This is a genomic window from Paenibacillus lupini (assembly GCF_011761355.1).
Classification (GTDB): Bacteria; Bacillota; Bacilli; order Paenibacillales; family Paenibacillaceae; genus Pristimantibacillus; species Pristimantibacillus lupini.
The window spans coordinates 215,074-230,063 of record NZ_JAASRW010000005.1; the positions used below are offsets into that span (position 1 = coordinate 215,074).

Sequence of the window (14,990 nt, forward strand, 5' to 3'; positions counted from 1 at the left end):
TGTTAGAAGGCCCTTTCCGCGTAGACATTCTCATGAAAGGAATCCCACTTTCCAGTTGTATTTGTCCATTTATTCATTTTACTTCCAATAAGTGAGTCCTGAATTAAGATAATGTTATCGCAATGTCAAATAAGCGATAGACCCTATTTAAGAAACTATGCAAGAATTACTGACTTTTCGAGAATTCCGCTAATCTTCTAAAGAGCTGTAAGCTATCTAATGAAATGTGAATAGGCATTCCACCTTTGCTAGATTAAGATGTCTGTGAATTAGGCAACAGCAATCTTGATAGAAGCGGGAGTGTGAGGAATGAACAGGTTGTTCAAACAAGTGCGGAGGCGGTTCATCGCGGGAACGATGACGGCAGTACTTATCGTAACAGGCTTGCCGATCGGCGCGTCTGGAACGGTTAATGCAGAGGCATTGCAGCTCGAACCGGAGTTATTGATTACGGAAATTGTAGCAAACTCTCCAAACTATACGCCTCCGGGCGGTAGTGGTACTGACGATAACGCTTGGGAATATGTTGAGCTGTACAATAACAGCGGCTCTGCGATTTCACTCAATGATTACTTTATTACTCGCGACAGTTATAACGGCGGCGCTCATTATGATTATCCCATTGAAGCTGGCCGTATGCTTGAGCCTCATCAGACGATTGTTGTAAAAGGGCAAAGTAATGCCACCGATCCTGCGACAGCAGCAGACCATGACACGCTTGCGTCGTTTAATTCGGTTTACCATACCGAGCTCCCCGAGACTCAAGTCACCTATATGGATCAGTCCAGTGGAGGCAACCTCCCGAACACGGGTACGCAGACAATAACGGTAAAACGGTCAGCGAACAACGAAACGGTTGTATCTGCGAGATATAATGACGTTGATTTGACTGGAGCACCGTTGATCAACTCCTCCAACAACATCGACGACAGCAATGGAAAAAGCATCGTATTTGCTTATAATCCACTTTCTGGCACAACCGTGATGACGAAGCTGGCATCAAAGCAAGCACCAACGCCGGGAAGCCTGGTTACAGGTCAGCCGGTTGCGGATACAGGTGTTCCATCGACGACACCTCCTGTATTGAACCACGTTCCACAGACGGCACCGATCCAGCCGCAAGATTATTCCGTAACAGCTGACGTGAGCAGCGATGGTACTTTGCTTTCTGCGAAGCTCTATTATAAAAAAGCGGAAGAATCTGCTTATACATCCGTCCCGATCAGCGTTAAGGACGGCCTAAATACACTTACCGGCGTAATCCCGGAAAACGCGATGCAAGGTACAAGCAAGGTCGACTACTATATCGAAGCTGTGAACTCGGCAGGTACGACAAGAAGTCCGTCAGCGGCCGACAGCTTCTACGAGCTGCAGATCGCACAGCAGGAGCAGCCTGAGGAACCTGGTCTGCCTGAGCAGCCCCCAGTTCTGCTCATTTCCGAAATCGTGTTCAATACCCCGAATATCGGAAGCGGGGATGTGAACGCATGGGAATACTTCGAAATTTACAACAACAGCAGTGAGCCAATCGCACTGCAAGACTACCAAATCCAGTATTTTAATGGTTCAACATTAGCGTACGAGTGGACGTTCAAAGATAGTAAGACCATCCAGCCAAACCAGACGATGGTCGTACGTGCTTATTACAGTGACGAACAGAACGGCTCGCTGGACAAGTTTAACGGAGCCTACAATGTGTCGCTTATAGACAGTGACATTGTCTCTTTTAATCATCCGTCCGGAAATCTTATCAACGCGAATGAGCACACGATATCGATCGTGAAGAAGACCGGTGAAGCGGTCGAAACGGTCGTATCTGCGAAGTACAATGACGGTTGCCCGGCTGATGCGGCGACCAATTGCGATGATTTGAACAATACTTCTGTCATCTATAAGGTGGATGGCCAAACGACTAAGCTTATGGAGAAGGTAGGAAGCAAGGTAGCCCCAACTCCAGGTTCTTTGGTTGCTGATCAGCTTTCACCTCATATCGAGCATGCACTGGCAGCGGGCTCTACTTTGGAGAAGGATCTTCCGATCTCCGCCGTTATTACGAGTGCGGCTGGCGCTATTCAAGGCGCGAAGCTTTACTTCAAGACGGATAAGGATACGGATTACACCTCCGTTAATATGACCGCGGGAGCAGAAGACCGCTATAACGCCGTCATTCCAAAGGAAGCATTTGATGCAGAAGCCGAGTACCTCTATTACTATATCGAGGCAACTGACGGTATTCATACGAGAAAGAGTCCTTTCTCCGGCGATCCCTATGAAATTAAGGTGTTCCACTCGGTTACGGATGCTGCACCTTCACTTCTCATCACGGAGCTCGTGCCAGATGATAAGGGCAGCGATATGTATGAGTACATCGAAATGTACAACAACACGGATCGCAGCGTTAATTTAAAGGACTATACGATCTACTACGAATTCTCCCATGGCGCCACCATTAAGTGGGATTTGACGGAGGACTTTATTCTGCCTTCGAAGCAAACAGCTGTCATCTGGGTGAAGTCCGACTTGAGTCTGGACAAGTCGCTGGCAGATTTTAATACACATTGGAGTTCGGTTACGGGTTCAACCGTGAACCTAACCAGCACGCAAGTGACATCTCTTTACTCGATCGGGATGGACAATACCAGTGAGGGACGTATCCTAATCGCTCCGGATGCGGCGGATTGGGTCGGCCATTGGGGCGGCGCGATATCACAGGCTTGGTATAACGTTGCTAAGGATGAAGTGAACGATGATGGGAAAAGTGTGGTATACGAATATCCGAAAGGAGATCCGAACCCGCAGTTCCTGAATCGGATGTTCGAGCGCTCCGCTGGTCAAACGGCTACGCCGGGCGTAATTGTCGAAGGACAGGTGCCTGAAATAACCGCTGAGATTCCCGAGGATACTGTAAAGCCGGTAATCTCCTATACAGCTCCATCAGGCAACCAGCCTTTTGGCAGCTTGACCGTTACAGCAAGCATTACCGACGACGTTAAAGTGGATCGGGCGACGCTCTTATTCAAAAGAACAGGCGATTCCGCTTACCAGGAAGCTAACCTGCTTCGCTCGTCGACTAATTCAAATGAATATAGCGGCACAATAGCGATGGATAAAATTCTCGGAGCAGGCTCGGTCGAGTATTTCATCGAAGCGACGGACGGCCAGAATGTATCTCGTTCGACGGACGGTGGTGCCGAGTTTTACAAGGTGACGTTTGGACCAAAGAGCAAGCTGTGGCTCGATTTTGCTGCGGGCAGCTTCTTGAAAGGCAGTACCCGCATTCAAGGAAATGCCCTTGATGCAGGACGCACGTTAAGTTTGAAGGTAGACGGACAGACCCTCACAAGTGAGAAAGCCTTAAATGATGATGCTTATCTGACGTTTAATGCTGACAATATGGAGAAGAGCTTTAATGATGGCCTTTACGTAAATGGACAACTGGTATCCACGTTCCCTAACGTGACCTACTTAGCTCCTCATGTCGCAACGGTACCAAAGAGTCTGCTGAAGCCAGGTAATAACGTGCTGCTCGTGACGGCAGGTAACAAGCTTGATCCACTAGGCAAGGAAGGCAATAACGATGACTATAAAATTGAGAACATCAAGCTTTTACTCAGCAATGGCGAGCAAGCAGCTGTAACGGCTAGAGGCAAGGTGCTCGACAAAGACCAATTTACGGCGGTCGATCCGGCAAAAAGACAAAAGGTCGGCGACAGCTCCGGATACTTCGAATATCTTGAGCTTACCGTTAACCTGCCTGAAGCGCTGTTCTACAGCGCAGCTTCGGAGCTTGACACGAAAACGCTGTCTGATGGCGAGCACACATTCGAGGTGTCCGACGCGGAAGCGGGAACGAAGGCAAGCGTATCCGCAATCGTCGATAACACACTCCCGGTGTTCGACGAGTTCTCGATTAAAGATGGCGAAACGTACAGCGGCAATATTTCGCTGAATGTTAAAGCAACGGATGCGACCTCCGGTATTGGCTCGACGACGGCAACCTTGGACGGCGCAGCCGTGACACTGCCGACTCAAGTAAAAGCATCTGAGCTGTCTGCCGGCGACCATGTGTTCCGCGTTACGGTAACAGATAAGGCTGGTAATGAGGTCGTTCGCTCCGCAACGTTCAGCGTCGGCAGCGAGATACCAAGTCATTCCTTTGAGCCAATGCCAGCGGATAACGCAACGAATGTTGGAACAAATGCACAGCTTAGTGTAAAAGTAAGTGATCCAAACGGAGATGCGATGGATGTCAGCTTCCATGAGGCATACCGTTATAACTATAGCAATCGCACAGATATCGAAGGCTTCTCCAATTCGACAGACCGTGAACCTCCACTCGAGCTGAGTCCAGCCGGCGAAACGGCTGTCTCTGCAGAAGCGATCAATCAGGTCAAGAGTGTTGATGGAACTTATTTTGTCACAGACGCGAATGGCCTGTTCCCTTATCAGCGCTATGACTTCAAGCTCGATCAAGAGCCTGTCGATATGGCGAATGTCGAAGTTATCTGGAATGGACATTCACTGCCGGATCGTCAAGTAACGTTATATACTTGGAACTACAACACGAACAAATGGGTAAGAGCCACATCGGGCGTTGGAGCTGAAGACTTCGAACTGAAGGCGACAGTCAGCGTTGCAGACATGGTAAAAGATAAGACGATTCACGTGCTAGTACAGGATCTCGTACCGGCTGCCGAAGACGGAGTCGACTTCAGCTTCGCATGGGCGAGTGACACGCAATATTACTCCGATTCATATCCGGAAATTTACGACAAAGAAATGAAATACGTGGCGGACATGAAGGACGAGAAGAAAATTTCCTATCTCATTCATACCGGCGACTTGGTCGATGACTTTAACCGTCCGGATGAGTGGAAGGTTGCCAGCGACAGCATGAAGCGTCTGGAGGATGCCGGCGTTCCATATGGCGTCGTAACCGGCAACCATGACGTCAATCATGACGAATCCAATTACACGGAGTATTGGAAGTATTTTGGCCGCGAACGTTTTAAGGACCAGCCGTATTATGGCGACGACCTGAACAACAACCGTGACCATTATGACTTGATTTCAGTTAAGGGCCAAGATTTTCTGATCATGTACCTTGGCTGGAACATTCAGGACAACACGGTGGAATGGGCAAACGAGGTGCTTAAGAAGTATCCGGATCGCTACGTGATCATCGGTACCCACGAGTACATCTCTCCGACTGGTGCTTATTCCGGTCAAGGCGAGATGATCTGGAACGAAATTGTAGCGAAGAATGACAATGTTCGTATGGTGCTTTGCGGACACTTGCATGGCGTTGCCTATAACGTTAAGCATGTTGACAACAGTGATCGCGTCGTTATCGAGATGCTGGCGGATTACCAATCCGGCCCGCAAGGCGGACAAGGCTACATGAGATTCCTGGAGTTCAATCTGGCTGCTAACCAAATCCATGTCTCGACTTACTCGGCTTATATGAATGACAGCAACTTCTTCGAGGAAGAAGGCAAAGACGACTTTTTATTGCCTTACAAAACACAAGATCCGAGTAAGCAGGTTGCCACTGATTTTATCGGAGTGAATGTGTACGGAAGTAAGGAGATTGGCAGCCAGACCAATGTGGCAAGCGGCGGCACCGCAACAGCAAGCTGGCCGGCTCGCTCAGGCAACACGGTCTATAATTGGTATGCGATTGCTACTGATAAAAACGGGGACAGGGCGACATCAAATATTTGGAGCTTCTCGACCGGCAGCACGTCCGTACCTCCGACGACGCCAACAAATCCAACCACTCCTTCGAATCCTGTCCCAAGTACGGATGTAACTGTTATTTCTCCAAATGCGATCCCTGCAACGGGAGATGTTACATTGAAGCCTGCAACAGGAGCCAGCGCGATTGCACTTAGCGGAGATACACTTGCCAAAATTGGCAGCCGCGATGTGACAATCGAAACCGATCACAACGGTGTAGTCATCATTCCTGGTGCGGTTCTGCAGTCTCTCGGCGGCAAGCTGGGCGATGGAAGTGAGTTGGTCGTTAAGCTGGACCAAATCGCGCAGACGTCGATTGATCAAGCAGAAGAGTCCGCAGGAGTGGAACGGAAGGCCAACATGAATGCGAAAGGTGCTGCCTTGCAGCTTTCATTCAGCGAACGTAACAAATCCGGCAGTCTGACAACTATTGGCACGCTGCCAAGTCCGGTCAAGATTGAATTAAAGGCAGATTCGATTAACAACGTCAAGCTCGCGGGTATTTACCGTATCGACGAGAGCGGCAATGCCGTCTGGATCGGCGGCGAATATAAGAATGGCAGCTTTACAGCGTCTGTTGATCAACCGGGCAAGTATATCGTTATGGAATATAACAAGCCTTACAGTGACGTGTCTTCAAGCAATTGGGCTTACGATTACGTACAGGAGCTTTCGTTCCGGGGTATCGTAAATGGCATCAGCGATAACAAGTTTGGCGCCAACCAGCCTACGACACGCGCGGAATTCGTAACCTTGCTCGCAAGAGCGCTTGGTCTTACTGATTCTGCATCAACAGCTTCGAAGTTCAAGGACGTTAAAGCAGGAAGCTGGTATGCAGATGCTGTAGGGGCTGCCGTTCAGGCGGGTATCGTAACAGGCATCACGGCTGACAGCTTCGAGCCGAACAAACGAATCAGCCGCGAAGAAATGGCTGTCCTGATCATTCGTGCTCTCGAGTACAAGAAAGGTACCGCTGTCGCAGAATCAGGCGGTGTTTCGTACAAGGATGCCGGCAAGATCAGCGCTTGGGCACAAGAAGCGATCGATAAAGCGAACGCGCTTGGTATCATGACTGGCCGCGACAACGGGCAATTCGCTCCACAAGCGAATGCAACTCGTTTGGAAAGTGCCAAAGTAATCTACGAAATATTGGAACAATTGAAATAACGGGTAGTTTTCGCCGAGCCGGCGCAGGGGGATCCAGTCTTCTTAGCGCTGGCTCGGGTTTTACCAACCGTTATCGCTTGTCCAAGGAGGCTTGTGAATCTCATGAAAAAGGCGACTGCAATTTTGGCCGTCTGTCTATTCTTGTTCGGCATTGTTCCGCATGCGTACGCGCATATGAACACATATGGATATTCCGACATCAACGTGAATGACGGGCAGCTTGAATACGATTTGTACTTGGATATTACAGAAGTGTCTCAGTGGATGGATATGCGTTCTAGCGGAGTGTTCATTATCGATCCAGACAAATCTTCTCCGGAAGAAGGAGAAGTGTCGTGGACGGAAGAAGATTTACGTCCTCTGATCGCGGATTCGCTTGTCTTAAAGGCAGGCGGTGAAACTCTAGAGCCAAAGATCGGAGAAATTGCAACAAAAAATAGAAACAACGGCTTATGCTTGTTCATGAAGCTTACATATGAGCTCCCGAGTGGTGCTTCTGAGTATATGATCAACTACAACTTTTTCTTTGATACCGATCCGTCACATCAGAACTTCGCGACCATCCGTGAAGCGGGCTCTTCCAAGGATATTGTGTTTAACAGCGGCAACAGGACGGTAACCGAGATGCTCGGCGCATCGGCAGGGGATTCGTCTAAAACGACGGTCGAGGTGCCGAACTGGCTCATGTCGATGTGGGAGTATATACGGATTGGTGTCGAGCATATTTTGAGCGGGATCGATCATCTGCTCTTCATTGCGGCGCTTGTCATCGCGAAGCAGCGCAAACGGGATTATGTGAAGGTGCTTACAGCCTTTACGATTGGACACAGCTTGACGATCGCGCTCTCGGCCCTTGAGGTCGTGAATTTGCCCCCAGCATTCGTCGAGCCAGTCATTGCGCTAAGTATCGCCTATGTGGCGGTGGAAAATATTTGGCTCAAAAAGGTGAAGCGCCGCTGGATCATTGCCATGGGCTTTGGTCTGATCCATGGCTTTGGCTTCGCCGAGGTGCTGCGTGGAGCGATGAGTGACCGTTTCCTATTAACCCTATTTTCGTTTAACGTAGGCGTCGAAATCGGCCAATTAGCCATTCTGGCCATACTGCTTCCGCTGCTCATTTGGGTTGGCCGCTACAAAGCTTACAAGTATGCTAATTATGCAGCCTCTTCGTTCGTTGCTGTAATCGGACTATATTGGTTTGTAACACGGATTATCACAGGCTAAGTTATGAATCGATAGCTCCCCTATGGTAGGCAGGTATAATAACCCTGTTGCTGTAAGGGAGCTTTTTTTTAACTAAACTCTCCCATTTAAGAAAAACTTAATGTTTTCCCCCATTTTTAATTAAATAATTTTTCCTATCCTATTGTATAGATTGTACTGGAGGAGAAGGGAGAAAGTTTCTCTATGGATCGGCATGTTAAGATCTCTATATTGCGGCGGTATGAGAACTATTGTTATCAGATCTGTCATTACCTTATACAGCACGAGCAACATGCATCCCAAGCAGCGAAGGAGGCTTTGCTCAGCATCGCCGGCGATGCTTTTTTTTACACGGATTCAGACGAAACACGCAGGCAGAAGATCCTCCGTACAAGCATCCACAAGTCGTTGTTATGGCAAGGAAATGGGCTTCAACATCAAACAATGGTCTGATTGTATGGATTTACATACAAAAAACCTCTTCTCCCGATTTACGGAGAAGAGGTTTTTGCAATTTATATATCTATACGCCTTGAGCAATCATCGCATCCGCGACTTTAACAAATCCGGCGATGTTAGCACCGATAACCAGGTTGCCAGGAACGCCGTATACTTCGGAAGCTTTTACGCTTTCGATATAAATGCTATGCATAATCTGGTGCAGCTTAGCATCAACTTCTTCGAATGTCCAAGACAGTCTTTGGCTGTTTTGAGCCATTTCCAAAGCGGAAACAGAAACCCCGCCTGCATTTGCCGCTTTCGCTGGAGCGAAGAGGACTTTGTTGTCGAGGAACACATCGATTGCTTCCAATGTGGAAGGCATATTTGCACCTTCACCAACGGCTTTGACACCATTGCTTACAAGAATCTCAGCAGATTCTTTGTCGATTTCGTTTTGTGTTGCACATGGCAGAGCAATATCACAAGCAATTGTCCAGATGCCAGAGCAGCCTTCTACGTAAATAGCATCGGTATGCTCAAGTACGTAGTCTTTAATTCTGCGGTTCTCTACCTCTTTCAAACGTTTAACTGTATCGAGGTTAATGCCGGCTTCATGATAAATGTAACCACTGGAATCACTGCAAGCTACGACTTTTGCGCCCAATTGGAGCGCTTTCTCCATCGCATAGATCGATACGTTGCCTGAACCAGATACAACAACGGTGCTTCTATTGAAGCTGTGTCCTTTGCTTTTGAGCATCTCATCAACAAAGTAGACGCAGCCATAACCAGTAGCTTCTTTACGAGCAAGGCTTCCGCCGTAACCGAGTCCTTTACCTGTCAGAACACCTGCTTCATATGCGCCAACCAGCTTTTTGTATTGTCCAAACATGTAGCCGATTTCTCTAGCACCAACACCGATATCACCCGCTGGAACGTCAGTATCCGGACCGATATGTTTGCTGAGCTCAGTCATAAAGCTTTGGCAGAAGCGCATAATTTCAAGATCTGATTTTCCTTTTGGATCAAAGTCGGCTCCACCTTTACCGCCGCCAATTGCTTGCCCTGTCAACGAGTTTTTGAAGATTTGCTCGAATCCGAGGAATTTGATGATACTAGCGTTTACAGAAGGGTGGAAGCGTAAGCCGCCTTTATAAGGGCCGATGGCGTTGTTGAATTGAACACGGAAACCACGGTTCACTTTAACGTTGCCATTGTCGTCAGTCCAAGGTACTCTAAACGAAATTAACCGATCCGGCTCAACCAAACGATCAAGAACGGCGTGCTCGATATATTTCGGATTCTGGGACAGTACTGGGATCAAGGAGAGGAATACTTCTTTTACAGCTTGATGAAATTCAGTTTCGCCCGGATTACGTTTTTGAACCGTTTCAAATAGCTGGTCGATATAGTCGTGTGCAATTCCTGTGTTTGCTTGTTCCACTTCCTGTACGATACTCATGAAGACAACACTCCCTAATATAGATGTATGAGACATATTCATTTTTCTTTTTTGATTTAGTAGTTTAATATTAATATCAAATATTTAATCGCAACAATATTCAGATAAGATAAAGTTGATGCGTTTTACGCATAAAGGATCGTGGATTTTAGTGGAATTTAGACAAATGAGATACTTTATGGAAGTTGCAAGAAGAGAACATGTCACAGAAGCCGCGAATGTTCTTCATGTTGCACAATCCTCAGTCAGCAGACAATTAGCCCAATTGGAAAGTGAATTAGGGGTAGATCTGTTTATTCGTAACGGGCGGAGAGTAAAGCTGACTCCGATAGGGAAGATCTTCCTGCAGCGCGTAGAGCAGATGATGAATATGATGAGCGAGGCTGAAAGAGAAGTGAAGGAATATCTGGATCCGGAAAAAGGAGTCGTTCGCATTGCTTTTCCGATCAGCTTGGCGGCTCATGTATTGCCTAAGGCCATTTATGCTTTTCGAAAACGGTATCCAGAAGCTAAATTTCAGATGAGACAAGCCCTCTATGCTGATTTAGTTGACGGTGTCATTGAAGGTGAATTTAATCTGGCTATGATTGCCCCGCTGCCGAGTGAAGATAAGCATATTAAGCAGAAGATTCTGTTTACAGAACGGATTGTGACGCTTCTGCCTATTCATCATCCACTCGCTCATCGGTCAAGCATTCAGTTGTCGGAGATAAAGGATGAATCCTTTGTCACACTGCCTGAAGGGACTATCTTCCGGAAAATTGTAATGAATGCCTGCAGTGAACTCGGATTTACGCCTCATATTGCCTTTGAAGGTGATGATATTGATGCGTTAAAAGGGTTAGTGTCAGCAGGACTTGGAATAGCACTTATGCCTGAAGTTACCTTGGTGGAGAGCATCCCGCAATCAACGGTAAAAATTCCGATAGCGAATCCGGCTGTGACAAGAAGCATCGGTATCATCTGTCCAACACAGCGTAAACTGCTTCCGACGGAGCAATTGTTCTATCAGTTTCTTGAAGAATTTTATACACCGGATTATAAACTATAAATATTCAAAACTCCTTGATATCAAGGAGTTTTTTTGTTTTTCAATCGGCACAATCTAATCTGCTGACGAGAATAATTGAGGCGGCTATGGTAAAAAATACATTTACCTATAATGCGATTCGAGGGAATGACATGGCTGACAATCAGAAAACAGAACCCAGGGATATTGCCCAATTCCTAAAGCAATTGAAGCAGTCCAGCGATTTTAAAACGATCCAGCTCAGTATTGGCGACAAACAGCTGAGCATCTCTTATTTCAAAACCTTGATTGATGAGAAGCTGCTTCAGTCCCATGTCATTCTTCCCTTGCAGGAACGTGCGCTGGATTTAGATTTCAGGCAGCTTGAGGACTTAAAAACTTGGATTCCGATTGAGGATATAGAAATGACGGGTCAGGTTGAAAGTATTCAAGCCAAGCTGTTGAAAGGCTGCGCAATTGCGGCACTCGATAAAGAGGTTTGCAAGTATGCTTTGATCCAATTGGCTAGTATAGAAGGACTTAGAAAAAACAATGATACCGAAAATGAATTTAGCGTTGTTGGACCCAAGGTAGGTTTCGTAGAGAGTATTGACACAAACATTGGCTTGTTACGAGCGCAAATCAACATTCCAACTTTGGTTGTCAAAGAAATCCTGGTTGGCAGGACTTCCAAAACAAGAGTGGCCATTATTTATATTGATGGAGTGACCAATAAGCAAAACGTTCAAACGGTACAGCAAAGGATGGAGCAAATCGACTATGACGTTATATTCGATACTTCCCAATTAGATCAGTTCATCTCGGACAACTCCCTGACACCGTTTCCTTTGTTTTTGTCTACGGAACGCCGAGACCGGGTTGTATATGCACTCATTACCGGACAAGTTGCGGTTGTTAGCGATGGATCACCTTATTTCATCACGGGTCCTTCTACCTTGTTTGATTTCTTCCTGTCGCCTGAAGATTACTATTTGCCCTGGATTTTAGGCTCCTTTTTCAGAATGATTCGTATTTTTGGCGTTATTTTCTCCTTATTTGCAACCTCCATGTATATCGCCATCACGACGTTTCACTATGAAGTCATTCCGAGGGATTTGCTCGAGCCGTTAATATTCTCCAGAAGAAATGTCCCTTTTCCGCCGCTCCTTGAAGTGCTTTTTCTGGAGATTACGATTGAATTTCTCCGGGAGGCCGGTGCCAGGCTTCCAACAAAGATTGGTCAGACCTTAGGTATCGTAGGCGGTATCGTAATTGGTCAAGCTACGGTTTTAGCCGGTTTGACAAGTAATATTCTGGTTATTATCGTGGCCTTCTCGGCGCTGGCCTCGTTTGCTACACCAATCTATAAGATGTCAAATGCGATCAGGTTTTTGCGCTTCCCGATGATTTTCGCCTCATCGATCTGGGGAGCCCTTGGACTGTTTATCGGGATTGGCTTTCTGCTTGTCCACCTTACCCGTCTGACCTCATTAGGTATGCCGTATCTCGTACCCATTCATCCTCTAAGAGTTCGGGACCTCAAAGACAGCTTTATACGTCCGTCGTATCAGTTTTCTAACAAGCGGCCGAGCTATTTAAGACCTGAGTCTTCCGTCAAATACAAGCCTGGGAAGGTAAAGAGAAAGAACGATCTGGATAGAGAATGACTTAAGAAGGCGGGAATGATGGAGTTGAGAAGCAGGACCTTCCTAATTATTGTTCTATGCATGCTGCTTACTGCGTGCGGCGATAAAAACATTGTGAACAGCATTAAATTTGTCCAAACCATCGGTTACGATGCCGCTCAGAACGGAGTTGCCAGCAGCGCGGTTATAGCCAATTACGAAGAACAGGGAAAAGCGAAGCTGGAATTTTACGTGACGGAATCCAAGTCCGTATATGACAGCATGCCCAAGCTTAACATGAAGCTTGACTTCCCGATTGAATATGGGCAGCTGAGAATGGCCTTATTCGGAGACAGCTTCGCGCGCAGAGGGATAACAACGGCAATCGAGAGTCTGATCCGTGACCCCAAAATATCCTCGAGGATGCATCTTGGCGTTGCGGATAGAGCTGCCTTGGAGCTGCTCAACATTCCCGAGAATAGGCGTGATCCGTATTTTCTGTCCGATATGATCGAACAGAATATGAAGTATGGGAATTTGCCGAGGATGAATCTTCACTTAACCTTCTTTAATTTTTATGGCGACGGAAGGGATTTCTTCCTGCCTCATTTTACCGTTGAACGAGACGAGATCAAGCTTGATGGCATAGCTCTGTTTAAAGGCGATAAATTCAAAACCAAAATTGGCATAAGGGATTCCTTCTTGCTGAAATTGCTGCTGGAAGATTCCAAAAATGGGAGCGTAATGGTTCCTATGACAGGCGCGAATCAAACCCGCGAGGAGTATTTCCTGATGAACAGTATTGGATCCAAACCAACCTATAAGGTGATTCGTACCGCATCTCCAGCCTCCGTTGCTATTCACGTGAAACTTAACGCCCAAGTAAAGGACGTTCCTCAATGGATTGATCTAACTTCGGAGGATCAGCTCGCCTTGCTTGAAAAAAGCATAGAGGTCTATTGCGAAAGCGAAATACAGAAGTTTATCTCCTTATGCAAAAGAAACAACGTGGATCCGCTGGGCCTTGGGGATTTGATAAGAAGCAGGTTGAAGGTATGGAACTCGCAAGAGTTCGAGGAGCAATATAAGTCATTAGCAACGACAGTTCGCGTAAATGCCCGCATCATCCGAATTGGCGCAGGTGGTTAAGGCAGCAAAGCCATGCTCTTTGGGGAAGGTGACAAAAGTTTGAGTAATGAAATCAGCGACAAATACACAATATCGCCCCACTTAATTGTTTTTCCTCTCTATGTGAGCATGGTGGGAGTTGGAATACTGACTTACGAAAGAAGAGTAATTGAGCACGCCGGTTATAATGCATGGATCTCCGTTATGATAACGGGGATCAGCATGCATTTCCTCATATGGATGCTTTATAAAATATTATCATCAATCGATGACTCGCGTGATATCGTGACCATTAATCATAAGCTGTTCGGAAAATTTTTTGGCAACTTGATCAACTTTGCCATTGTGCTGTATTTTGTTTTTGGGGCATTTATTAAATTTAAGGTTTATATGGAAATGATTCAAGTCTGGTTTTTCCCCAGCATGAACTTTCTACCCGTCAGTATTGTTATTCTTCTGCTTGTCTACTATGCGGTCTCTGGCGGAATCCGATCTGTTACGGGAATTGCTGTTTGGGCGACAATCATCTCATGTGTTTCTATTATCCCTCAGGTGTTGCTTACCTTTCCTTTTTTGTATCCGATGAACCTGCTGCCGCTATTGAATCATTCAGCATCCGATATTCTTCTCTCATCAAAAGACATGGCATTTGAATATCTGGGGGTTGAGACGCTGCTATTCCTGTATCCGTTCGTTAGGACACCGGAAAAGTCACAAAAATGGGCGCATCTTATCATGATATTGGTTACCTTATTGTATTTGATGATCTTAATCCTGGCTTTTATGTTTTTCACCGAAGAACAGCTGCGGCATACCATTTGGCCAACGTTAAATATGATTGGCATCTTTGAAGTTCCGCTGCTTCAAAGACTTGAGTATTTGGCCATTTCATTATGGTTTATTAAAATTATTGCCGGCATTTCCATCTTTATATGGGCGGCATGCCGTGGAATGAAGATCGCATTTCACCTAAGGCCGCGAATAAGTTTGATTGTTTTTCTCACCGCCATTACGGCTTTAAGTCATTTCATTATCGATCACAGAACGGTTGAACGGGTATCCGAAATCTATTCCAATGTCGGTCTGTACTTTCTTTACGCCTATATACCGTTTGTCTTTCTATGCGTGATGATTCGGAGAAAGTTGACAGGGCCTATTTGAGCGGTTTTGTGATTTAAACCTGCTAACGAATGTCCGCTAATTATCAGATACTACA

7 protein-coding genes are annotated in these 14,990 nt (G+C 46.5%); 6 read left to right on the forward strand and 1 reads right to left on the reverse strand.

The genetic code is table 11. The annotated features are described in order from the left end of the window. Positions 1 to 309: 309 nt before the first annotated feature. Positions 310 to 6,906 (forward strand): S-layer homology domain-containing protein, encoded by a 6,597-nt coding sequence (locus tag FHS17_RS17560; RefSeq protein WP_167279730.1) that lies wholly within the window; start codon positions 310 to 312, stop codon positions 6,904 to 6,906. A 102-nt stretch (positions 6,907 to 7,008) separates the two neighbouring features. Next, positions 7,009 to 8,130 carry a HupE/UreJ family protein gene (locus FHS17_RS17565; protein WP_167279731.1) on the forward strand — a complete coding sequence of 374 codons (1,122 nt, stop codon included), beginning with the start codon at positions 7,009 to 7,011 and terminating at the stop codon, positions 8,128 to 8,130. A gap of 502 nt (positions 8,131 to 8,632) precedes the next feature. Here the strand turns inward: FHS17_RS17565 and gdhA are convergent. Further along, positions 8,633 to 10,012, reverse strand: coding sequence for an NADP-specific glutamate dehydrogenase (gdhA, locus tag FHS17_RS17570; protein ID WP_167279732.1), 1,380 nt, complete (start codon positions 10,010 to 10,012; stop codon positions 8,633 to 8,635). Between the two features lie 151 nt (positions 10,013 to 10,163). Here gdhA and gltC point away from each other — a divergent pair, with 151 nt between their 5' ends. The 4 genes from gltC (at position 10,164) to FHS17_RS17590 (ending at position 14,935) form a co-directional block, all read left to right on the forward strand. Continuing rightward, positions 10,164 to 11,063: a glutamate biosynthesis transcriptional regulator GltC gene (gltC, locus tag FHS17_RS17575; protein WP_167279733.1), complete on the forward strand. Its 900-nt coding sequence runs from the start codon at positions 10,164 to 10,166 to the stop codon at positions 11,061 to 11,063. Between the two features lie 131 nt (positions 11,064 to 11,194). Continuing rightward, a complete protein-coding gene (locus tag FHS17_RS17580; protein WP_167280058.1) occupies positions 11,195 to 12,688 on the forward strand; it encodes a spore germination protein in 1,494 nt (497 codons plus the stop codon). 15 nt (positions 12,689 to 12,703) lie between these two features. After that, entirely contained in the window at positions 12,704 to 13,795 is a 1,092-nt protein-coding gene (locus tag FHS17_RS17585) for a Ger(x)C family spore germination protein (RefSeq protein WP_167279734.1), read from the forward strand. Positions 13,796 to 13,834: 39 nt separating this feature from the next. After that, a complete protein-coding gene (locus tag FHS17_RS17590) occupies positions 13,835 to 14,935 on the forward strand; it encodes a GerAB/ArcD/ProY family transporter (RefSeq protein ID WP_167279735.1) in 1,101 nt (366 codons plus the stop codon). The last annotated feature ends 55 nt before the right edge of the window (positions 14,936 to 14,990 follow it).

Excerpts from the sequence above, each read along its gene's own strand:
- FHS17_RS17560 (WP_167279730.1), top strand. The coding sequence starts at position 310 with ATGAACAGGTTGTTCAAACAAGTGCGGAGGCGGTTCATCGCGGGAACG.
- FHS17_RS17565 (WP_167279731.1), top strand. The coding sequence starts at position 7,009 with ATGAAAAAGGCGACTGCAATTTTGGCCGTCTGTCTATTCTTGTTCGGC.
- gdhA (WP_167279732.1), bottom strand. The coding sequence starts at position 10,012 with ATGAGTATCGTACAGGAAGTGGAACAAGCAAACACAGGAATTGCACAC.
- FHS17_RS17580 (WP_167280058.1), top strand. The coding sequence starts at position 11,195 with ATGGCTGACAATCAGAAAACAGAACCCAGGGATATTGCCCAATTCCTA.
- FHS17_RS17585 (WP_167279734.1), top strand. The coding sequence starts at position 12,704 with ATGATGGAGTTGAGAAGCAGGACCTTCCTAATTATTGTTCTATGCATG.